The sequence below is a fragment of the Variovorax sp. 679 genome, assembly GCF_003952185.1.
GTDB lineage: Bacteria > Pseudomonadota > Gammaproteobacteria > Burkholderiales > Burkholderiaceae_C > Variovorax.
This window is the reverse complement of sequence record NZ_RXFS01000007.1, coordinates 101,423-122,567: the sequence shown is the minus strand read 5'-3', so window position 1 is coordinate 122,567 and position 21,145 is coordinate 101,423. Positions and strand designations below refer to the sequence as shown.

22 protein-coding genes are annotated in these 21,145 nt (G+C 69.1%); 16 read left to right on the top strand and 6 right to left on the bottom strand.

Features of this window, described 5'->3' with window-relative positions:
- Positions 1 to 68 precede the first annotated feature (68 nt).
- Positions 69 to 1,490 carry a D-alanyl-D-alanine carboxypeptidase/D-alanyl-D-alanine-endopeptidase gene (gene dacB / locus EJO71_RS19000; protein ID WP_125950463.1) on the bottom strand — a complete coding sequence of 474 codons (1,422 nt, stop codon included), beginning with the start codon at positions 1,488 to 1,490 and terminating at the stop codon, positions 69 to 71.
- 7 nt (positions 1,491 to 1,497) lie between these two features.
- Complete coding sequence (locus tag EJO71_RS18995) at positions 1,498 to 2,085, bottom strand: GDP-mannose pyrophosphatase (protein WP_125950464.1); 588 nt, start codon at positions 2,083 to 2,085, stop codon at positions 1,498 to 1,500.
- 79 nt (positions 2,086 to 2,164) lie between these two features.
- Here EJO71_RS18995 and EJO71_RS18990 point away from each other — a divergent pair, with 79 nt between their 5' ends.
- From EJO71_RS18990 to pyrF, 5 genes are read left to right on the top strand one after another with little or no spacing between them, the layout of a single operon-like run.
- The gene (locus EJO71_RS18990; protein ID WP_125950465.1) at positions 2,165 to 2,935 is read left to right on the top strand and encodes a DeoR/GlpR family DNA-binding transcription regulator; all 771 of its coding nucleotides are present in this window, start codon (positions 2,165 to 2,167) and stop codon (positions 2,933 to 2,935) included.
- Positions 2,936 to 2,969: 34 nt separating this feature from the next.
- Complete coding sequence (tsaB, locus tag EJO71_RS18985) at positions 2,970 to 3,674, top strand: tRNA (adenosine(37)-N6)-threonylcarbamoyltransferase complex dimerization subunit type 1 TsaB (RefSeq protein ID WP_125950466.1); 705 nt, start codon at positions 2,970 to 2,972, stop codon at positions 3,672 to 3,674.
- Between the two features lie 19 nt (positions 3,675 to 3,693).
- Complete coding sequence (gene rimI, locus EJO71_RS18980; protein ID WP_125950467.1) at positions 3,694 to 4,236, top strand: ribosomal protein S18-alanine N-acetyltransferase; 543 nt, start codon at positions 3,694 to 3,696, stop codon at positions 4,234 to 4,236.
- Complete coding sequence (locus EJO71_RS18975; protein WP_125950468.1) at positions 4,233 to 5,033, top strand: uracil-DNA glycosylase family protein; 801 nt, start codon at positions 4,233 to 4,235, stop codon at positions 5,031 to 5,033. The genes rimI and EJO71_RS18975 overlap by 4 nt, the downstream gene beginning before the upstream one ends.
- A gap of 33 nt (positions 5,034 to 5,066) precedes the next feature.
- Positions 5,067 to 5,891, top strand: a complete 825-nt coding sequence (pyrF, locus tag EJO71_RS18970; RefSeq protein WP_125950469.1) for an orotidine-5'-phosphate decarboxylase — start codon at positions 5,067 to 5,069, stop codon at positions 5,889 to 5,891.
- Positions 5,892 to 5,894: 3 nt separating this feature from the next.
- On the opposite strand, the gene EJO71_RS18965 is transcribed toward pyrF, so the two are convergent.
- The gene (locus tag EJO71_RS18965; RefSeq protein WP_125950470.1) at positions 5,895 to 6,629 is read right to left on the bottom strand and encodes a helix-turn-helix transcriptional regulator; all 735 of its coding nucleotides are present in this window, start codon (positions 6,627 to 6,629) and stop codon (positions 5,895 to 5,897) included.
- A 146-nt stretch (positions 6,630 to 6,775) separates the two neighbouring features.
- On the opposite strand from EJO71_RS18965, the gene EJO71_RS18960 reads away from it, so the two are divergent.
- The 7 genes from EJO71_RS18960 (at position 6,776) to EJO71_RS18930 (ending at position 13,146) form a co-directional block, all read left to right on the top strand.
- Complete coding sequence (locus EJO71_RS18960; protein WP_125950471.1) at positions 6,776 to 7,630, top strand: hypothetical protein; 855 nt, start codon at positions 6,776 to 6,778, stop codon at positions 7,628 to 7,630.
- A 14-nt stretch (positions 7,631 to 7,644) separates the two neighbouring features.
- Entirely contained in the window at positions 7,645 to 9,603 is a 1,959-nt protein-coding gene (locus tag EJO71_RS18955) for an MFS transporter (RefSeq protein WP_125950472.1), read from the top strand.
- A gap of 125 nt (positions 9,604 to 9,728) precedes the next feature.
- On the top strand, positions 9,729 to 10,238 hold the full coding sequence (locus EJO71_RS18950) for a YiaA/YiaB family inner membrane protein (protein WP_125950473.1): 510 nt from the start codon (positions 9,729 to 9,731) through the stop codon (positions 10,236 to 10,238).
- Between the two features lie 29 nt (positions 10,239 to 10,267).
- Entirely contained in the window at positions 10,268 to 10,729 is a 462-nt protein-coding gene (locus EJO71_RS18945; protein WP_171022473.1) for a hypothetical protein, read from the top strand.
- Positions 10,726 to 11,526, top strand: a complete 801-nt coding sequence (locus EJO71_RS18940; RefSeq protein ID WP_125950475.1) for a DUF2145 domain-containing protein — start codon at positions 10,726 to 10,728, stop codon at positions 11,524 to 11,526. The genes EJO71_RS18945 and EJO71_RS18940 overlap by 4 nt, the downstream gene beginning before the upstream one ends.
- Positions 11,527 to 11,548: 22 nt before the next feature.
- On the top strand, positions 11,549 to 12,619 hold the full coding sequence (locus EJO71_RS18935) for a zinc ribbon domain-containing protein (RefSeq protein WP_125950476.1): 1,071 nt from the start codon (positions 11,549 to 11,551) through the stop codon (positions 12,617 to 12,619).
- Between the two features lie 137 nt (positions 12,620 to 12,756).
- Positions 12,757 to 13,146 (top strand): DUF3597 domain-containing protein, encoded by a 390-nt coding sequence (locus EJO71_RS18930; RefSeq protein ID WP_125950477.1) that lies wholly within the window; start codon positions 12,757 to 12,759, stop codon positions 13,144 to 13,146.
- A gap of 70 nt (positions 13,147 to 13,216) precedes the next feature.
- Here EJO71_RS18930 and EJO71_RS18925 read toward each other — a convergent pair whose 3' ends face one another.
- Complete coding sequence (locus EJO71_RS18925) at positions 13,217 to 13,999, bottom strand: SDR family oxidoreductase (RefSeq protein ID WP_125950478.1); 783 nt, start codon at positions 13,997 to 13,999, stop codon at positions 13,217 to 13,219.
- Positions 14,000 to 14,112: 113 nt separating this feature from the next.
- Here EJO71_RS18925 and EJO71_RS18920 point away from each other — a divergent pair, with 113 nt between their 5' ends.
- On the top strand, positions 14,113 to 14,490 hold the full coding sequence (locus tag EJO71_RS18920) for a hypothetical protein (protein ID WP_125950479.1): 378 nt from the start codon (positions 14,113 to 14,115) through the stop codon (positions 14,488 to 14,490).
- Positions 14,491 to 14,499: 9 nt separating this feature from the next.
- Here EJO71_RS18920 and tgt read toward each other — a convergent pair whose 3' ends face one another.
- Together tgt and queA are read right to left on the bottom strand one after the other, a co-directional pair.
- Positions 14,500 to 15,672, bottom strand: coding sequence for a tRNA guanosine(34) transglycosylase Tgt (tgt, locus tag EJO71_RS18915; RefSeq protein ID WP_125950480.1), 1,173 nt, complete (start codon positions 15,670 to 15,672; stop codon positions 14,500 to 14,502).
- A 5-nt stretch (positions 15,673 to 15,677) separates the two neighbouring features.
- Positions 15,678 to 16,721, bottom strand: coding sequence for a tRNA preQ1(34) S-adenosylmethionine ribosyltransferase-isomerase QueA (gene queA / locus EJO71_RS18910; RefSeq protein ID WP_125950481.1), 1,044 nt, complete (start codon positions 16,719 to 16,721; stop codon positions 15,678 to 15,680).
- A gap of 120 nt (positions 16,722 to 16,841) precedes the next feature.
- On the opposite strand from queA, the gene EJO71_RS18905 reads away from it, so the two are divergent.
- The 3 genes from EJO71_RS18905 to recG are packed head-to-tail and all read left to right on the top strand — an operon-like array spanning position 16,842 to position 21,144.
- Positions 16,842 to 17,519 carry a DUF4166 domain-containing protein gene (locus tag EJO71_RS18905; protein WP_125950482.1) on the top strand — a complete coding sequence of 226 codons (678 nt, stop codon included), beginning with the start codon at positions 16,842 to 16,844 and terminating at the stop codon, positions 17,517 to 17,519.
- Positions 17,516 to 19,006 (top strand): TIGR01777 family oxidoreductase, encoded by a 1,491-nt coding sequence (locus tag EJO71_RS18900; protein ID WP_125950483.1) that lies wholly within the window; start codon positions 17,516 to 17,518, stop codon positions 19,004 to 19,006. Before EJO71_RS18905 ends, EJO71_RS18900 begins: the two co-directional genes overlap by 4 nt.
- 11 nt (positions 19,007 to 19,017) lie before the next feature.
- The gene (gene recG, locus EJO71_RS18895; RefSeq protein WP_240651461.1) at positions 19,018 to 21,144 is read left to right on the top strand and encodes an ATP-dependent DNA helicase RecG; all 2,127 of its coding nucleotides are present in this window, start codon (positions 19,018 to 19,020) and stop codon (positions 21,142 to 21,144) included.
- Position 21,145: the final 1 nt, after the last annotated feature.

Genomic DNA, 21,145 nt, shown 5'->3' with positions numbered 1-21,145 from the left:
CCGCGCGCAAGCGGGCGTTTGCCCTCAGAAGACTTCAGTACACAGGGCTACGAACCAGCCACCGGCCTTCAGTTGTCCTGCGAGGCCCAGTCGACCAGCGCGTCGAAGGCCGCGCGCGCGGCTCCGGCGTTCTCGCCGTTGGCGATCGCCACCAGCACGTAGCGCCGCCCGCTCGCGCCGTCCACGTAGCCGGCCACGCCCGAGGCGTCGCGCAGCGTGCCCGTCTTCAGGTGCGCCGAGCCGCCCGAGCGCAGCGTGCGCTTCTTCAGCGTGCCGTCCACGCCCATGGCCGGCAGCGAGGACATCAGCTCCGGCATCACCGGCGAGCGCCACGCCACCTGCAGCATCCTGCCGAGCGCGGCGGCGCTGATGCGCTCGTCGCGCGACAGGCCCGAGCCGTTCTCGAACACCGGCTGCGCCTCGCCCGTGCCGATGCGCTCGCGCCACCATTGGCCCAGCGCCGAGCGCGAGGCCTCGAAGGTGCCGCGGTTCTTCTGCGTGAGCCCGATCGTGAGGAACAGCTGCTGCGCCATCACGTTGTTGCTGTACTTGTTGATGTCGCGGATCACCTCGGCCAGCGGCGGCGACTCGAACTCGAAGGCCGGCTTCAGCCCCGCCGGCACGCGCCCCTCGCGCATCTGCCCGCCCACGCGCCCGCCCATCTCGGCCCACATGCCGCCGATGGCGCGCATGGCGTAGGTGCGCGGGTCGCCATACGCCACGGCCCAGCTTTTCTCGCCGCAGCCGGAGGGGAAGCCGCCGTTGAAGCGGATGCGGTTCACGTCGCTGAAGTCGGTGCGCAGCGCGGCACGCCAGTCGCCACATTCGCCGGGCACGATCGCCACGGTCTGCGGCATCACCACGCTCGCGAGCGGGGGCTCGTAGCTCACCCGCGCGATCTGTCCGGCGCGGTCGGGCGAGAAGGTCATGTTGACCGACTTGAAGTTGACGAGCAGCGCGTCGGGCGAGGCGTTGTAGGGGCGCAGCGGCTCGCCGTCGAAGGCGGCGGGGTCGCCCTCGACCGTGGTCTCGAAGGCGCTGCGGTCGATCACGATGTCGCCGCTCACGGTGGTGATGCCCAGTCCCTGCACGTGGCGCAGCAGCAGCCACATGCGCTCCAGCACCAGCTTCGGATCGCCCTGGCCCTTGATGTAGAGATTGCCGTTGAGCACGCCGTTGTTCACCGTGCCTTCGACGTAGACCGGCGTGGTCCAGTTGTAGGCCGCGCCGAGCAGGTCGAGCGCGGCGTAGGTGGTCACCAGCTTCATGATCGACGCGGGGTTCACCGGCGCCTGCGTGCGCCACGCAAGGCGCGGCTGGCGCGTGCCGTCGGCCTCGGCCACCAGCATGGTCACGGACTCGCGCGGAACCTTGGCGCGGGCGAGGGCGGCTTCGACCTGGGTTGGGAGGGCTTGCTGGGCGAACACGCCGGCCGGGGCCAGCGTCGTAAGGATCAGGGCGCAGGCGGCGCGACGGAAGGCAAGAGGCATCCGCCCATTATCCCGGCGGGAAAACGTGCAGCTTCGCGTGATACAGCAGCATCACCGTCTTGGCGTCGGCGATGCGGCCGTCGGCCACCATGGCCAGCGCCTCGTCGATGCCGAGTTCGAGCACCTCGATGTCCTCGCCTTCCTCGGCCAGCCCGCCGCCCGCGCCGATGCGCATCGAGGGCTCGTAGGGCGCGACGAAGAAATGCAGCTTCTCGGTAACCGAGCCCGGGCTCATGAAGCTCTCGAAGATCTTGCGCACCTCGCCGAGCCGGTAGCCGAGTTCTTCCTCCACCTCCGCGCGGATGCGCTCCTCGGGCGCCGCGTTGTCCAGCAGGCCGGCGGCGGCCTCGATCAGCAGGTCGTCGTGACCGTTGACGAAGGCCGGGTAGCGGAACTGGCGCGTGAGCAGCACGGTGCGCTGCGCGAGGTTGTAGGCCAGCAGCGTGGCGCCGTTGCCGCGGTCGTAGGTCTCGCGGTGCATGCGTTGCCACTGGCCGTCGTTGCGCCGCCAGTCGAAGGCGGTGGTGCGCAACGTGTACCAGTTGTCGGAAAGGAGGGTGACTTCGTGCACCCGGACGCGGTCGTGGATGGTCATGGCGGCGAGCATATGCGCACGTTCGTGCAAAAACAAGAAAAAACGTGCAAACGACGGCACAAGTCGATACCATCGGGCGATGCTCACCAGCCAGCGCAAGCAACACATCCTCTCGGTCCTGCAGCGCGACGGCAACGTCGTCGCGAAGTCGCTCAGCGAAGAACTGGGCCTGTCGGAAGACACCATCCGCCGCGACCTGCGCGAGCTGGCGGCCGAGGGCCTGCTGCAGCGCGTGCACGGCGGCGCGCTGCCGGTCGCGGCGGCAGAGGCCGACTTCGCGGGTCGCCAGCAGCTCGTGCCCGACGAAAAGATCGCCATCGGCCGCGCCGCCGCGCGCCTCGTGAAGCCGGGGCAGGTGGTTTTCATCGACGGCGGAACCACGGCAGTGCAGCTCGCGCGCCACCTGCCGGCGAACCTGCAGGCCACGGTGGTCACGCACAGCCCCTCGGTGGCGGTCGAGCTGGCGTCGCATGCGAGCGTGGAAGTGGTGCTGGTCGGCGGGCGGCTCTTCAGGCATTCGATGGTGGCGGTGGGCTCGGCGGCGATGGCGGCCATCGCGCGCATCCACGCCGACACGTATTTCATGGGCGTCACCGGCGTGCACGCCGAGGCCGGGCTGACCACGGGCGACCTGGAAGAGGCCGAGATCAAGCGCGCGCTGATGGCGTCGGCGGCCGAGACGGTGGTGCTGGCCTCGTCGGAAAAGCTCGGCGCGGCGTCGGCATGGGTGGTGAACCCCGTCACCTCGGCCGCCAGCCTGCTGGTATCGCCGGACGCGCCCGCCAGGGCGCTGGCGCCGCTGCGGCAGGCGGGGCTGACCATCTTGCGCAGCGACAACAACGGCGCATGACCCTGGGGATTGCCCGCCCCTCGATAATCGGGGGATGTCCCCCGTCTCGCCCAAGCTGCTCGCCTTCGACACCAGCACCGAACACCTGTCCGTGGCCGTGCTGCACGGCGACAGGCTGCTGGCGCACAACGGCGCTGGCGGCGCGCAGGCATCGAGCACCCTGCTTCCGCTGATCCGCCAGTTGCTGGGCGATGCCGGCCTCGCGCTGGCCGAGCTCGACGCCATCGTCTTCGGCCGCGGCCCCGGCTCCTTCACCGGGCTGCGCACCGCCTGCTCGGTGGCCCAGGGGCTGGCTTTCGGCGCCAAGGTGCCGCTGCTGCCGGTCGATACGCTGCTCGCCGTGGCTGAAGAGGCGCGTCATGCCTCCGGCGCGCAGCAGGTGGTGGCGGTGCTCGACGCCCGCATGGACCAGATCTACGCGGCGCGCTACGACTTCGCGGCCGATGGCCCGATCGGTGGCAACGACGAGCCCCTGCTGCTGTCGCCCGAAGCCCTCGAAGTGCCCGCCGGCTGGGCGCTCGCCGGCAATGCCTTCGCCGCCTACGGCCCGCGCCTGGCCCCGGCCGCCGCCCGCCACGAGGCGCTGCCGACCGCCACCGCCATGCTTCGGCTGGCCCCCGCGCTGCTCGCGGCCGGGCGCACCGTGCCGCCCGCGCAGGCCTGGCCGCTCTACGTTCGCGATAAAGTGGCGCAAACCACCGAGGAGCGCGCCGCCATCAAGGCGGCCGCCGCTCACTGACCCCGCCGCCAGACCCCGCATGAGCGCCGTCCTCCAACCCGTCGAAGCCCGCCTCGAACCGCTCACCGTCGAGCGGATCGATGCCGTCTGCGCGGTCGAGCAGACGGCCTACAGCCATCCCTGGACGCGCGCCAACTTCACCGATTCGATGGCGGTGGGCTATCACTGCCAGTGCCTGCTGGCCCCCGGCACGGCGCCGGGCGTCGATTCGCCGGTCACCACGCTGGGCGAAACGCTGATCGGCTACTTCGTCGCCATGAAGGGCGTCGACGAGGTGCACCTGCTGAACATCACCGTGGCGCCGGCCTTCCAGCGCCAGGGCTGGGCGCCGCTCATGCTCGAGGCGCTGGGCGGCTGGTCGCGCGCCGAGGGCGCGCAGTGGCTCTGGCTCGAAGTACGCCAGAGCAACCAGCGCGCGCTCGACATCTACATGCGCCAGGGCTTTCGCAGCGTCGGCGTGCGCAAGGGCTACTACCCGGCGCACGACGGCAAGCGCGAGGACGCCGTCGTCATGAGCCTGCGTTTGAACGAAACAGGCTCCGCCTGGGGAGCCTTGCGATGAGTGCGGTACAGACATTGAAGCTCGACGCCCGACAGCGCGCGATGCTCGACGAGATGGGCGTGAAGGTCTGGTGGCCGGTGCCCGAGGCGGTCGAAGTGGCTGCTGCTGCGCCGGCCGAGCCCGAAGCGGTGGCGGTTGCCGAAGAAGAAGTGGCTGTGGTCGAAGAGCGCATGCCGGTCGAAGCGCCCGTGGCAGCACCGGCACCCGTCGCACGACCTGCCGCGGCACCCGCACCCTCTGCCCGCCCGGCCGCGGCGCCGCTCTCGCAGGGCGCGGCCGTGCTGGTCGAGGCGCCGTGCCGCCTCTATGCCGAGGCCGGCGCAGCCGGATCCGCGCAGGGCGGCTGGCTGGTCGTGGCCGACATGCCGCCCGAGGCCGATGGCCGCCACGGCGAGCCCTTCGCGGGCGACGCCGGCCGCCTGCTCGACAACATGCTGCGCGCCCTGAAGCTGCACGATGGCGGCACGCCCGTGCACCTCATGCGCACCCACCGCGGCGTGGCCGCCGGCCAGCCCGGCAGCCCCCGCGCCATGGATGAAGCCTTCGGCGAGCACGCCGCGGCGCTCGCCCCGCGCGTCGTGCTGGCGATGGGCCCGCTGGCGGCGCAGAGCCTGATGCGCAGCGGCGACCCGCTGGGCAAGCTGCGCGGCCGCGTCGTGCCGCTGGATTCCGTGGGCGGCGCGTCGGTGGTGGCGACCTATCACCCGGCGTACCTGCTGCGCAATCCGGCCGACAAGGCCCGCGCCTGGGCCGACCTCTGCCTGGCGGCCGAACAGCACACGCCCGCCCCGAACTGAGGGCGGGAGGCGGGCCGCCTAAAATCGGGCCTCATGACTTTTCTCGACAAGCTGGCCGCCGCACAGCAAAAAAACGGCTCCCTGCTCTGCGTGGGGCTCGATCCGGAGCCCGCCAGGTTCCCGGGGCAGTTCAAGGGCGACGCCAGCCGCATCTTCGATTTCTGCGCCCGCATCGTCGACGCGACGGCCGACCTGGTCATCGCATTCAAGCCGCAGATCGCCTACTTCGCGGCCCACCGCGCCGAAGCCCAGCTCGAACAGCTCATGGAGCACATGCGCCGCAACGCGCCCCATGTGCCCACGATCCTCGACGCCAAGCGCGGCGACATCGGCTCCACCGCCGAGCAGTACGCCCTGGAAGCCTTCGACCGCTACGGCGCCGACGCGGTCACGCTGTCGCCCTTCATGGGCTTCGACTCGGTCGCGCCGTACCTCAAGCACGAGGGCAAGGGCGCCTTCCTGCTGTGCCGCACCAGCAACCCGGGCGGCTCCGACCTGCAGGGCCAGCGTCTGGCGGACGTCGAGGGGCAGCCCTTCCTGTACGAGCACGTCGCCAGGCTGGCGCAGGGGCCGTGGAACCTGAACGGCCAGCTCGGGCTGGTGGTGGGCGCGACCTACCCCGCCGAGATCGAGCGCGTGCGCGAGCTCGCGCCGACGGTGCCGCTGCTGATTCCGGGCGTCGGCGCCCAGGGCGGCGATGCGGTTGCCACGGTGCGTGCCGGCTGGCGCGCCGATGCGCCGATCGTCGTGAACTCGTCGCGGGCGATCATCTACGCGTCGTCGGGCGACGATTTCGCCGAGGCGGCCAAAAACGCCGCGCGCGCCATGCGCGACACCCTGGAAGCGGCCAGGCCCTGAGCCTCAGGCTCTACGGAGGCGGGTAAAAGCCTCGAACTCCCAGTTCCGCATCCCCAGCAGCAGCGTGTAGCCCTCGCGGTCCTTGGCGGCCAGTTTCTGGTCGGTCTGGTGTTGCTGGGCGAAGTCCTGCGCCACGCGCTGCAGGCGTTCCAGGAAGGCGGGCGCCAGCGAGCGGCTGATCTGGCCGTGCACCAGCAGCAGGCCCTCGGCCGGGCCGTCGAAGCCGCCCTTGTAGTAGTCGAGCACCACGTTCTCGCGGAAGAACTCCATCACCGGACCGTGCGGCCGCCAGCGGAAGGTCTTGGCGAGCTTCAGGCGATACCGGTTGAGCGGGCGCAGCTCGATGATGCCGATGCGGTCCAGCTGCGCCAGGAAGCCGATGCACTCGGCCTCGCTCACGCGGTAGGCCGCCACGATCTGCTCCAGCGTCCACTGGCTCAGCACGCTGATGGCCACCAGCAGCAGCTTCTTGTCCTTGACCACGGCCTTTTCCTGCTCGTGCGTCAGCTCCTTCAAGAGCGGCTGGGCGTCGGCCACGCGGCGCGCCAGCTCGGCGAAATCGATCTTCAGCGCCCGGCAGATCGCGTCCACGCGCGACAGCGGCATGTCGCTCTTGGCCAGCATCCGCTTGACGCTGGATTCGGCCATGTCGAGCGACCGTGCCAGGTCGGCGTAGGTCATGCGGGCGCTCTTGAGTTCGTTCTTGAGGGCTTGGACGAGATCGACGGTGGTACTCATGGGCCGGAAGCGTACACGGGCGGCGGGGAGTATCAAGTGGAGATACCGTCAGGTGTGAATTAATGCCTCGTATCGATTCTCGATGCCTGCAGAGCGCCGCGCCCCTAAATTCCGCGACTCGTACAGACCACCCACCGAGGACCGCCATGCTTCTGCCCTCTCTCAGCCGCCGCGAACGCGGGTTGCTTTTCACCTTCGCACTGCTCGCGCTGATCGCCTTCTTCGGCCCCGAGCTGCCGGCCGCCGACATCGCCATCGCCTCGGTGTTCGCCGACAACCGCGCCTGGCACGGGCTGCCCAACGCCATGGACGTGCTGAGCAACATCCCCTTCGTGGTGATCGGCCTGTGGGGCCTGTACCGGCTCAACCGCATCGACCGCTCGCACCAGGAGGCGCTGTCGCAGTTCCCGCTGGCCCCGCCCGCGAGCGACCCGCCGGACAACACGCTGGACTGCGCCTGGCTCTTCTTCGCCGGCCTGATCGCCACCGCCGCGGGCTCCGCCTTCTATCACCTCGTGCCCGACGGCCCCCGGCTCGCGGCGGACCGCGCCGGCATGGCGGTGGCCTTCGCCGGGCTGATCGGGGTGGCGGTCTGCGAGCGGGTGAGCCAGCGCGCCGGCTGGCCCGCCGCCTGGTTCGTGCTGACGGCCGGCCTGCTCTCGGCTGAGGTGTTCCAGGAAACCGGCAACGTCATGCCCTGGGCGCTGGTGCAGTTCGGCGGCATGGCGCTGGTGCTGACGCTGGCGCTGGCCTCGCCGATGCGCAAGTCGGTCGGCCTGAAGCTGGGCTGGGTCATCTTCTTCTACGTGCTGGCCAAGGCCTTCGAGATGGCCGACCACCAGATCTACGAGTTCACGCAGCACACGGTTTCGGGCCACACGCTCAAGCACCTGGCGGCCTCGTTCGCCGGGCTGCCCGTGGTGTTCGCGCTGCGCAAGCTGGAGATGCGCTGGGAAGCCGCGCTGCGGCACAATCCGGGCGCCGCCGCCGTGGCCGCATGAGGAGCACTCTTCGAATGACAAATCCCGCCGCTGCCGCAGCCACGCCCGTGGTCCACGAGGAGAACGCCCACGCCAACCAGTTCGCGCTCCTCGGGCAGCGGCGCTTCGCGCCCTTCTTCTGGACCCAGTTCGCCGGCGCGGCGAACGACAACCTCTTCAAGTTCGCCTTCACCGTCATGGTGACCTACCAGCTCCAGCTGAGCTGGATGCCGCCTTCCATGGCGGGCCTGGTGATCGGAGCGCTGTTCATCCTGCCGTTTTTGCTGTTCTCGGCCACCTCCGGCCAGCTCACCGACAAGTTCGACAAGACGAAGATGATCCGCTTCGTCAAGGATCTCGAGATCGTGATCATGCTGATCGCCGCCTGGGGCTTCGTCACGGCCAACGCGGTGGTGCTGCTGGGCTGCGTGTTCCTCATGGGGCTGCACTCCACGCTGTTCGGGCCGGTCAAGTTCGCCTACCTGCCGCAGGTGCTCGACGCGCGCGAGCTCACGGGCGGCAACGGCATGGTCGAGATGGGCACCTTCGTCGCCATCCTGCTCGGGCAGGTGGCGGGCGGTCTTCTGGTGGCGGTGCCGCAGATCGGCCACACCAGCGTGGCCGTGGGCTGCGTGCTGCTGGCGCTGGTCGGCCGCGGCGTGGCGCAGGCCATTCCGACCGCGCCGGCCACCGACCCGGGGCTGGTCATCAACTGGAACCCGGTCAGCGAGACCTGGCGCAACCTCAAGCTCGCGAACGAGAACGTGGTGGTGTTCCGCTCGCTGCTGGGCATTTCGTGGATGTGGTTCTTCGGCGCGGTGTTCCTGAGCCAGTTCCCGAGCTTCGCCAAGGAAGTGCTGCACGGCGACGAGCAGGTGGCCTCGCTGCTGCTGGTGGTGTTCTCGGTGGGCATTGGCGTCGGCTCGCTCCTGTGCGAGACGCTGAGCCGCCGGCAGGTGGAAATCGGCCTGGTGCCGCTGGGCGCTATCGGCATGAGCGTGTTCGCGATCGACCTGTACTTCGCCTCGCGCGGGCTCGCTCCCGCCACGCACGACATGGGCATCGGCACCTTCGTGCACCAGACCGCGCACTGGCGCGTGATGGCCGACCTGGCGCTGCTGTCGCTGTTCGCTGGCCTCTACAGCGTGCCGATGTACGCGCTGATCCAGCTGCGCAGCCAGCCCACGCACCGCGCGCGGATCATCGCGGCGAACAACATCCTCAATGCGCTCTTCATGATCGGCAGCTCGGTCATCGCGGGCGCGCTGCTGGGCGCGGGCTTCACGATTCCGCAGATCTTTTTGTTCACCGGCATCGCGAACGCGGTGGTGGCGTTCTACATCTTCATGCTGGTGCCGGAGTACCTGCTGCGCTTCGTGGCCTGGGTGCTGTCGCGCTTCGTCTACCGCTTCGACATCAAGGGCGAGACGCACATTCCCACCGAGGGCGCGGCCGTGCTGGTGTGCAACCACGTGAGCTTCATCGACGCGGTGCTGCTGATGGCGGCGAGCCCGCGGCCGATCCGCTTCATCATGGACCATCGCATCTTCAAGGTGCCGGTGCTGGGCTGGTTGTTCAAGCTGGCCAAGGCGATCCCCATCGCGCCGCAGAAGGAAGACCCCGCGGCCTACGAGGCGGCCTTCGCCAAGGCGCTGGACGTGCTGCGCGAGGGTGACCTGCTCGCCATCTTCCCCGAGGGTGCGATCACGCGCGACGGCACGCTGCAGCCCTTCAAGGGCGGGGTGATGAAGATCATCGAGGGGGCGCGCGCCGAAGGCATCGAGCCGCCGGTGATCCCGATGGCGCTGACCAACCTCTGGGGCTCGTACTTCAGCCGCATCGAGCTGCGCGGCGGCGAGCAGGTGGCCATGGCCAAGCCTTTCCGCCGCGGCTTCTTCAGCCGCGTGGGCCTGAACGTCGGCGCCCCCGTGCCGTCGGCCGAAGTGCAGCCCGAGTCGCTGCGCCAGCGTGTGAGCGCCCTGCTGGGCGCCTGAGCCCCCGAAAAGTATCTCTTGCGGATACCAGCGGAGCCGAAAACCGCAACTGGTGCAAGCATTCAAGCCTCGCGGTGCGGGAGCGAACCATCATTCGCTCACCTTCACTACGCCGCGAGGCACACATGCAACCCCTCTCATCCTCCACGACCGTCTTCATCCAGCGCGACACGCGGGCCTGGCAGTTCCAGGCCTGGACCTCGTTCGCGATCGCCGTCTTCCTGTGCGCCACCGGCCTGAGCTGGCTGCCGGACGAGGCGCTGGACCGGGCGTTCATGGTGATGGGCTACGTGTTCTGCCTGAGCACCGCCTTCATGCTGTCGAAGTTCGTGCGCGACAACCAGCAGGCGGCCGAGCGCGGCGCTGAAGCCAGCCGCGACGTGCCGATGTGGAAGCTGGTCGTCTGGGGCAGCTTCTTCATCGCGATGGGCCTGACCGGCTGGGGCCTCGTGCGCATGGAGATCAACGAGGCCTACAAGGCCTTCCTGGGCGTGAGCTGGCTGTTCCTCATCAGCTCGGCCTTCACGCTGGCCAAGACGCTGCGCGACCGCCATGAGGCCGACCTGGCCGAAGCCCGGATGCAGGGCCGCCGCATGGCGCGCGCAGAAGCCGCCGCCGCTGCCGCCGCCGAATGATCCACACGACCGAAGAACGGAGACCCATCATGATCAGGAAGTCGATTGCCGCCGCCCTCGTCGCCGCCAGCACTGCCTTCGCCGGTGTCGCGGTTCCCATGCAAGCCAATGCGCAGAGCGACGCCTCGCTCGCCCTCTCGCTGATGCCAGTGGCGTCGGTGGTGGTCGCGGGCTCGGCCGTCGGAGCCTCGGCAACCACGGCGGTCGCGCTGCCTGCCGCGCTGTCGGTGGGCGGCTCGACGCTCGCCGTGGTCGCTGTCGAGGCCTCGGTCGACGGCACGGTGTACGTGCTCGAACGCGCCTCCGACGGCGCGCGCGCCAGCATCAAGGTCTCGGGCCGGGTGGCCGAAGGCACGGCGAAGGCGGTGGGCACCAGCGTCCTCGTCACCGTGATCGGCTCGGGTGTCGTGCTGTCGGCAGCCGGCGAGGTTCTGGCCTTCGTGCCCAACGCCATCGGCCGCGCGCTGCTCCACAACGAGAGGTTGTCGTGAACCGCGCGCTGGCGCCTCTGCTCGCGCTGGCCGTCGTGGCGGCCTTGCTGCCGATGCAGGCGCAGGCCGGCCGCTCCTGCGAGCAGGTCAAGCCCACGCCCGACGTGATCGTCAAGGGCATGCGGATGGCCGAGCGCACCTCGCAGGCGCTCGACGCCAGCGGCGCGCGCGTGGTGATCCTCGCGCGCGCCGGGCAGGACCTGAGCAAGTACGGCCTGCGCTATTCGCACCTGGGCTTTGCCTACAGGACCGAGGCCGGCCCGTGGCGCGTGGTGCACAAGCTCAACCAGTGCGGCACCGCCATCGCCGAGGTCTACCGCCAGGGGCTCGGCGAGTTCTTCCTCGACGACCCGTGGCGCTACGAGGCCGCGTGGGTGGTGCCCACGCCCGAGGTGCAGGCGCAACTGCTGGCCGCGCTCAACGAATCGCCCGCGCGCATCGTGCGGCTGCATGTCGAGCCCTACAGCATCGTGAGCTACGTGTGGGGCCGCAAGTACCAGCAGTCGAACCAGTGGGCCATGGAGACGCTCGCCGCAGCCGTGGAGCCCGCCACCATCGCCAACCGCGCGCAGGCGCAGGCATGGATGCAGTTCAAGGGCTACGAGCCCACCACGCTGAAGCTGGGCCCGCTCACGCGGCTGGGCGGGCGGGTGGGTTCGGCCAACGTGGCTTTCGACGATCATCCGAACGACAAGCGCTTTTCGGACCGCATCGAGACGGTGACGGTCGACTCGGTGTTCGCCTGGATGCCGCGTGCCGGGTTGGGCGCGGCGCCGGTGACACTGAAGCTCCAGTGAGAAAGAACAAGGAGAAAACAACATGAGCAAGTCCCTGAGACTTTCCGAGAAATGGTTCCGCCGCGGCCTCTGGCTGGTGGCGCTGGTGTTCGCGAGCTTCCTCATCGGGCTCGGCAGCACCGTGGTGAGCGACCTGCCGCAGGTCGAGCGGGTGCGCCAGCTCGACGACTTCATCGACAAGCCAAGGGCCGAGCCGCTGCGCGCCACCATCAAGGCCTCGGAAGCCGCCGAGCTGCAGGCCGCGCGCGACCTCGACCAGATCCGCCTGCAGCTCAACGCCGCGCAGCAGGCCAGCGCGAACGCGCGCGAGACCTTCGGCAACTGGCTTTCCACGCGGCGCGCCACCGCGCAGCCCGACCAGGACACCGAGCTCATCGCGCGCACCAAGGCGCTCGACGCCTTCAAGCAGAAGGAAGAGGAGCTGCAGCGCAAGGTCAATGCGCAGCAGCAGATCGCGCTCGACGCGCGCCAGGCCGAGCAGGGCGCGCGCACGGCGCTGTCGGTGCTGGAGTACGAGGCGCAGCGCAAGCTCGACGCCGAATATCGCCGCATCGAGTTGCGCGTGTTCGCCTACCGGCTGGCGCTCACGCTGCCGCTGCTGGTGGTGGCCGGCTGGCTCTTCGCGAAGAAGCGCAAGAGCACCTACTGGCCGTTCGTGTGGGGCTTCATCTTCTTCGCGCTGTTCGCCTTCTTCGTCGAGCTGGTGCCCTACCTGCCGAGCTACGGCGGCTATGTGCGCTACGTGGTGGGCATCGTGCTCACGGTGCTGGTGGGGCGCTACGCCATCGTCGCGCTCAACAGCTATCTCGCGAAGCAGAAGCTGGCCGAGCAGCAGCCCGACCAGGTGCGGCGCGAGGAACTCAGCTACGACACCGCGCTCGCGCGCCTGGCCAAGAGCGTGTGCCCGGGCTGCGAGCGTCCGGTGGACCTGAAGAACAACGAGATCGACTTCTGCCCGCACTGCGGCATCGGCCTGTTCGACCACTGCGGCAAGTGCGACACGCGCAAGAGCGCGTTCTCGAAGTTCTGCCACGCCTGCGGCACCTCGGCCGCGCCGCGCGTGCTGCCGCCGCTGGACACGGCCGAGGCGTAGTCTGCGAATTCGGTCACGGCTGGCGGAACGATCGACACACCGTGTAGCGGGCACGCCGCACGGTCGTGCTACAACCGCCCGCTGCGACACAAATGTTGCCGCAGCCTTCCCAGCCACCTCTTCAACGGAGCATTCGCATGAGCATTTTTGGCAGCATCCTTTCCAAGATCTTCCCGGGCGCCAAAGCCGCTGAGGCCCCCGCGCCTGCCCCCGCCGCCGCGGCGCCAGCCGATGCACCCGCACCCGCCGTGGCAGCGCCGCCGCCCGCCATTCCGCTGGGCGACGTGGCCGCCGTGCTCGACGCCATGCCCGGTGCGAGCAGCCTGAACTGGCGCACCTCCATCGTCGACCTGATGAAGCTGCTGGGCCTGGACAGCAGCCTCGACGCGCGCAAGCAGTTGGCCGCCGAGCTGAGCTACGGTGAAGACACCAGCGACAGCGCCAAGATGAACATCTGGCTGCACCGCCAGGTCATGACCAAGCTGGCTGCCAACGGCGGTACGGTTCCGGCGGAACTTCGCGACTGATCCGCTCGCAGCGCAGACAGGAAAGCCCGGCATGCCGGGCTTTTTTGCTTTATGGAGAGGGCGAAAGGCTTCAGGTCCAGCCGGCATCCACCACGTAGTCTTGCGCGGTGCACATGCGCGAATCGTCCGCCGCCAAGAACAGCGCCATCGCCGCGATGTCCTCGGCCATCACGCGCCCCGGCAGGCATTGCGCCGCATCGATCTCCGCGCCCGACTCGGGCTTGACCCACAGCTTGATCTGCCGCTCGGTCATCACCCAGCCCGGCACGATCGAATTCACTCGGATGTTCTGCTTGCCAAGGTCGCGCGCCAGCGAGCGCGTGAGGCCGCGTGCCGCCGCCTTGCAGGCCTGGTACACCGGGTAGCCCTTGCCCTTGATCATCCAGCTGATGGAACCGAAGTTGACGATCGATCCGCCGCCCAGCGCGCGCATGTCGTCGGCCACCGCCTGCGCGGCGAAGAACTGGTGTTTGAAGTTGACGGCCACGAGGCGGTCGAAGTCCTCGTCGGTCACGTCGGCCATCTCGTGGCGGCGGTCGTTGGCCGCGTTGTTCAGCAGCACCGAGACCGGCCCGAAGCGCTGGCGCACCGCATCGATGGCGGCGGCGAGGGCGGCCGTGTCGGTCACGTCGCAGCGCACGAACAACGCCGGATGCTGCCCCTGCAGCTGCGCCGCGAGCGCGTTGCCGGCAGCCGTGTCGAGGTCGCAGAAGCCGACCTTCGCGCCCTGCACATGAAAGGCCCGTACCAGCGATTCACCGATGCCGCTGGCGCCGCCGGAGATGAACACAGTGCGCCCGGCCAGAGAGGGATAGCGGGCGGTGTAGGGCGAAAGTTGTGATGCGTCGGTCATGTGGATGCAGCAACGGCGTTGGAGACGGACGGCAAGCGTAGCGGATAGCGGCCGGCCGGTGTATGGCTTCCGGTGAATGGCCGGCACGCACGCGCGTGGCTACGCTTGCTCCCATGAAGATCAGGACACTGCCCCGCCGCCGCACCCTCATTGCGTTCGCGATGCTCGTACCCGCCGCGCTGGCGGTGCGCTCCGTGCGGGCCCAGGCAGCCGCGTCCGGTGTCCAGCTCTTCAAGGTGGTCTCGTCGCGCGACGAGGTGATCGTGGGCGCCGATGCCGCACTGCTCGGCGCCGGCTCGGGCCCTGCCGTGGAACGGCTGGCCGCGCAGCTCACGGCCAAGGGTCAGCTCACGCTCTGGCAGTACGCCTCGAGCAAGGACGCGGGCGGCGCGCTGGTGCAGGCGCCGCTCAGGCAGATCGTGGTTTTCAAGAACGATGCGCTGCGCATCGAGCCCTACGCCACGCCGCTGCCGATCCAGCCGCTGAAGTAAGACGAAGCCTCAGACGCCTCGCGCCCGCTCCGACTTGAAGCGCGCGCGGAACTCCGTGAACGTGCCCGCGTCCAGCGCCTCGCGGATCTCGCTCATCAGGTTCAGGTAGTAGTGCAGGTTGTGGATGGTCGTGAGCATCGGCCCGAGCATCTCGCCGCAGCGGTCCAGGTGATGCAGGTAGGCGCGGCTGAAGCCCTCGCGCCCGCCGTCGTTCCAGCTCACGCCCGAGGTGCCCGCGCAGGCGTGGCAGGTGCAGCTCGGGTCGATGGGCTGCGGGTCGCTCTTGTGGCGCGCGTTGCGCATCTTCAGGTCGCCGAAGCGGGTGAAGAGGGTGCCGTTGCGCGCATTGCGCGTGGGCATCACGCAGTCGAACATGTCCACGCCGTCGGCCACGCCCTGCACCAGGTCTTCGGGCGTGCCCACGCCCATCAGGTAGCGCGGCTTGTTCGCGGGCAGCCGGTGCGGCGTGTGGCCCATGATGTGCAGCATCTCTTCCTTGGGCTCGCCCACGCTCACGCCGCCGATGGCGTAGCCGGGAAAGTCCATGTCGACCAGCGCCGCGAGCGATTCTTCGCGCAGGTTCTCGTACATGCCGCCTTGCACGATGCCGAAGAGCGCGTTCGGGTTCTGCAGGCGCGAGAACTCCGCCTGGCAGCGCTTCGCCCAGCGCAGGCTCAGCTCCATCGAGATGCGCGCCTCGGCCTCGGTCGTGATGTGGCCCTTGGTGTCGTAGGGCGTGCACTCGTCGAACTGCATCACGATGTCGCTGTTGAGGATGGTCTGGATCTGCATCGAGACCTCGGGCGTGAGGAACAGCTTGTCGCCGTTGACGGGCGATGCGAACTTCACGCCCTCCTCGCTGATCTTGCGCATCGCGCCGAGCGACCACACCTGGAAGCCGCCCGAGTCGGTGAGGATGGGCTTGTTCCACTTCTCGAACTGGTGCAGTCCGCCGAAGCTTTCCATCACGTCGAGGCCGGGGCGCATCCACAGGTGGAAGGTGTTGCCCAGGATGATCTGCGCGCCCATCTCTTCGAGGCTGCGCGGCATCACGCCCTTGACCGTGCCGTAGGTGCCCACGGGCATGAAGATCGGCGTCTGCACCTTGCCGTGGTTGAGCGTGAGCGTGGCGCGGCGCGCGTGGCTGTCGGGGTCGGTCTTGAGGAGTTCGAAGTTCAGCATGTCGTTCAGTCCTGGGTGCGTGCGAGCAGCATGGAGTCGCCATAGCTGAAGAAGCGATAGCGCTCCGCGATGGCATGGGCATAGAGCGCCATCACCCGCTCGTAGCCCGCGAAGGCCGAGACCAGCATCATCAGCGTGCTCTTCGGCAGATGGAAGTTCGTCACCAGCAGGTCGACGTGCTCGAAGGCGAAGCCCGGCGTGATGAAGATGCGCGTGTCGCCCGTGGCCTCGCCGCTCTTTGCCCACGATTCGAGCGTGCGCACGGTGGTAGTGCCGACCGCGACGATGCGTCCACCGCGTGCCTTGCACTCGGCAATGGCGCGCTGCGTGGCCTCGGGCACCTCGTAGCGCTCGGCGTGCATCGTGTGCTCTGAGATGTTCTCGGTCTTCACCGGCTGGAAGGTGCCGGCGCCCACATGCAGCGTGACGTTGGCGCGTTGCACGCCGTTCGCCTCGAGCTCGGCCAGCAGGCCTTCGTCGAAGTGCAGCGCGGCCGTGGGCGCGGCCACCGCGCCGGGCACGCGCGCGAACACGGTCTGGTAGCGGCTCTCGTCGTCGGCCGAGTCGGTGTGCGTGATGTAAGGCGGCAGCGGCACGTGGCCGCAGCGGGCCATCAGCGCATAGGGGTCTTCGCCTGCGTCGCTTTCGAAGCCGAAGCGGAACAGAGCGCCGTCTTCCTCGGGCCAGCGGCCGAGCAGCGTGGCGCGGAAACCGCCGACCATCTGCAGCGTGGTGCCCACGGGCGGCTTCTTGCTGACCTTCATGTGCGCGACCACCTCGTGGCCCTGCAGCACGCGTTCGACCAGCAGCTCGAGCTTGCCGCCCGTCGGCTTCTCGCCGAACAGGCGGGCCTTGACGACGCGCGTGTCGTTGAAGACCAGCAGGTCGCCCGAGCGCAGCAGCGAGGGCAGGTTCTTGAAGATGCGGTCGACCGGTGCGGGCCCCGTGCCGTCGAGCAGGCGGGAGGAGGTGCGTTCGGTGGCCGGGTGTTGCGCCACCAGTTCGGGTGGCAATGCGAAATCGAAATCGGAGAGCGTGAAAGCGCGCATGTGCTTGAGGGCCGGACGGGCCCGTTCCAAGAAAGACGGGAAGACGGGGGATGCGACCCGGATTGTCCCATGCCGTGAAAGCCGTCCGTTTTCGCGGGGCTGTCGAGGCAGAATCGGCGGATGGTCGATTCACAAGTAGCGCGTGTTCCGTCGGGTTCATCGTCCGGCCCCTCCGAAGGCGAGCTCTTCAAGAAGATTCTCGGAAGCGCATGGCAGGGCCTGCATCCCGACATCCGCCGACGCTTCGACAAGAACCCGTCGCCGGGCAAGGCGCTGCATTACCTGGGCTCGCTCAGCGAACTGCGCTGCTCGCGCTTCGGCAAGCTGTTGGGCCACATCACGCAGCCGATGATCCAGGGCGCGCTGATTCCCTACAGCGATGCCAACTTCCCGGTGGAGATCCAGGTGTATGCGAAGCCGCAAGACCCGGCGATCTACAAGCAGCGCATCTACCGCCTGCATAGTCGCAAGCCGATCCAGTTCACCAGCTTCATGCGCGAGAGCGAGCGTGGCGAGGTGCTGGAATACGTGGGCATGGGCCTGGGCATGAAGCTGGTGCTGAGTGTGGAGAACGGCAGCCTGCATTTCCAGAGCGACGGCTATTTCTGGGACCTGTTCGGCTGGCGCATTCCGCTGCCGGGCGTTTTCACGCCGGGCAAGACTTTCCTCTGGCATCACAACGAGACGCCCGAGCGCTTCAACATCCGCATCGAGATCCGGCACTGCCTGATGGGCACGACCTTCACCCAGGTCGGTGTGTTCGAGGAGATCCCGGAACCGAAGGCGGTGCCCGCGTGATCGACACGCACCTGCTCGCGCTGCAGCTCATGGCCGCGCAAGGCGCGCTGGGCGCGTTCGACACGCTCTACCACCACGAGGGCACCGAGGCACTGCCGCGGCGCGGCACGGCGGGGCGCGAGCTGGCGATCCACGCGACGCGTTCGTCGATCTACTGCGCGCTGTTCATCGGGCTGTCGTCGTGGGCCTGGCACGGCGCATGGGCGTGGGTGCTGCTCGTGGTGTTCGGCGTCGAGATCGTGCTCACGCTGTGGGACTTCGTGGTGGAAGACGGCAGCCGCCTGCTGCCGCCCACCGAGCGCGTGACGCACACGGTGCTGGCCATCAACGCGGGCGCCTTCATCGCGCTGCTGGCGATGAGCGCGACGGGCTGGGCCGCGCAGCCGACCGCGATGGTGTGGCAGCCGCAGGGCTGGCTCGGCGCATTCCTGGCGCTGTGCGGCGTGGGTGTCGGCCTGTCGGGCCTGCGCGATGCCTTCGCGGCGCGGGCCCTGTTCAGGCGCAGCGCGCAGGAACACGTCCGTGCAGTCGAGGCGCCGGTGCGCTTCGGCTCCAGGCCGCAGCGTGTGCTGGTGACGGGCGGCACGGGGTTCATCGGCCAGCTGCTCGTGCGGCATCTGGTGGCTGATGGGCATGCCGTGACGGTCTGGACGCGCGACGCGCGATCGGCCGCCTGGGGCTTCGGCGGCGTGGTGCGTTGCGTGCAGTCGCTCGACCGGATTCCGGCGGCCGACGATGTCGACGTGGTCGTCAATCTCGCGGGCGCGCGCATCCTGGGCATGCGCTGGAGCGAACGACGCAGGGCGCAACTGCTGCAAAGCCGCGAAGGGCTGACGCAGCAGCTGGTCGCATGGATCGCGGCGCGCCCGCGGAAACCTTGGCTGCTGCTTTCCGGCTCCGCCATCGGCTACTACGGCGTGCAGCCGCAAGGCGACGCCAGCGAACTCGCAGAAGACGCGCCACCGCAGGCGGTCTTCATGTCGCAACTCTGTCAGCGCTGGGAGCAGGCGGCGCGATCGGCCGTCGCGCACGGCGTGCACGTGGCCTGCATGCGATTCGGCTTCGTGCTGGGCCATCAGGGCTCGCTGCCGCAGTTGCTGCTGCCGATCTCGCTGGGCATGGGCGGACGTCTGGGCAGCGGGCGACAGTGGCTGTCGTGGGTGCACGTGCACGACTTGATCCGCGCCATGGCGCATGTGTGGACCGAGACGGAGAAGGCTGCCTCGCCGGCGGCAGCGCAGGCGTTCAACTTCACCGCGCCTGGCGCGCTGAGGCAGGAAGACTTCACCCGCATCGCCGCCAGCGTGCTGCACCGGCCCTGCTGGATGCCGACTCCCGCCGCGCCCGTCAGGCTGTTGCTCGGCGAGCAGGCCGACCTGCTGCTCGAAGGCCAGCGCGTGGTGCCGGCGCGCCTGCTGCAATCCGGCTTCCGGTTCATGTTCCCCGATGCCCGCAGCGCCTTGACGGACCTTTGCCGTCCACGCTAGAAGCCTTGTCCGTGCCCGCCAAGAAAGCCCCGACTCCTTCCGAAGCGAACGTCGCCACCGCCGCGCCGTCGCCGCCGGGCGCCGGCCTGAGCCAGGTCCAGCGCGCGCTGCGCAAGCTCGGCCTCGTGCGCGACATCGACTTCGCGCTCTACCTGCCGATGCGCTACGAGGACGAGACGCGCATCGTGCGCATCGCCGACACGCGCGACGGCGACATGGCGCAGGTCGAGGGCGTGGTCACCGAATGCGAGGTGGTGTATCGGCCGCGGCGCCAGCTGCTGGCGACCATCGACGACGGCAGCGACACGTGCCAGCTGCGCTTCTTCAATTTCTACCCTTCGCAGCAGAAGCAGCTCGCGGTCGGCGCGCGGGTGCGCGTGCGGGGCGAGGTGCGAGGCGGCTTCGTGGGGCGGCAGATCATGCATCCGACCGTGAAGGCGGCCGGCACCGCGCTGCCGAATGCGCTCACGCCGGTGTATTCGACCGTGGCCGGGCTCGCGCAGCCGGTGCTGCGGCGCGAGGTGCGCTCCGGCCTTGCGCGCTCGGTGCTCGACGAGACCATTCCCGTGCAGATCGGCTTTCGCGGCGCGTGGGACCTGCGCGCCTCGCTGACTTTCCTTCACTACCCGACGCCCGACGTGGCGATGGCCACGCTCGAGGACCACAGCCATCCGGCATGGCAGCGCATCAAGGCCGAGGAACTGCTCGCGCAGCAGCTCTCGCAGCTGCAGGCCCGGCTGGAGCGCGCGGCGCAGCGCGCACCGGTGCTGCCGCCCGCGCCGCCCGAGCCGGATGCGGCCTCGCTGCATTCGCAGCTGCTCGCCGTGCTGCCCTTCGGGCTCACGGGTGCGCAGCAACGCGTCGGCGAGGAGATCACGCGCGACCTCTGCCGCGAGATCCCGATGCACCGCCTTCTGCAGGGCGACGTGGGTTCTGGCAAGACGGTGGTGGCGGCTCTGGCTGCGGCGCGCTGCATCGATGCGGGCTTCCAGTGCGCGCTGATGGCGCCCACAGAAATCCTCGCGGCACAGCATTTCGGCAAGCTCGTCGGCTGGCTCGATCCACTGCTGGCCGCGCGCGGCCTGCGCGTGGCGTGGCTCACGGGCAGCCAGAAGAAGAAGGAGCGCGACGAGATGTCGGCGGCGGTGGAAAGCGGGCAGGCCGCGCTGGTCATCGGCACGCATGCGGTCATCTCCGAGAAGGTGCGCTTCCACAACCTCGCGCTGGCGATCATCGACGAGCAGCATCGTTTCGGCGTCGCGCAGCGCCTGGCCCTGCGCGGCAAGGCCACAGGGCACCTGGAGCCGCATCTGCTGATGATGAGCGCCACCCCCATTCCGCGCACGCTCGCGATGAGCTACTACGCCGACCTCGACGTGTCCACGCTCGACGAACTGCCGCCGGGCCGAACGCCCATCATCACCAGGCTGATTGCCGATCACCGGCGCGACGAGGTCATCGACCGCATCCATGCGCAGATCGCGCAGGGCCGACAGGTGTACTGGGTGTGTCCGCTGATCGAGGAAAGCGAGGCCGTCGACCTGCGCAACGCCACCGAGACGCGCGACGAGCTCGCCGAAACACTGGGCGAGCCCATCCAGGTCGGCTTGCTGCATTCGCGCATGCCCACGGCCGAGAAGCAGGCGGTGATGGCCGCGTTCACCGCCAACGAGATCCAGGTGCTGGTGAGCACCACCGTGATCGAAGTGGGCGTCGACGTACCGAACGCCTCGCTGATGGTGATCGAGCACGCCGAGCGCTTCGGCCTCTCGCAGCTGCACCAGCTGCGCGGCCGCGTGGGGCGCGGCGCGGCGGCCTCGGCCTGCGTGCTGCTCTATGCGCCGGGCGACAGCGGCCGCGTCGGCGAGGCGGCGCGTGCGCGACTCAAGGCGATGGCCGAGACCGGCGACGGCTTCGAGATCGCGCGCCGAGACCTGGAGATACGCGGGCCCGGCGAGTTCCTCGGCGCGCGCCAGTCGGGCGCGCCGCTGCTGCGCTTCGCCGATCTCGCGACCGATACGCTGCTGCTCGACTGGGCGCGGGAACTCGCGCCGGTGATGCTGCAGAAGCACCCCGAGCTGGCGCAGCGGCACATCGACCGCTGGCTGGGCACCAAGGCCGAGTACCTCAAAGCTTGAG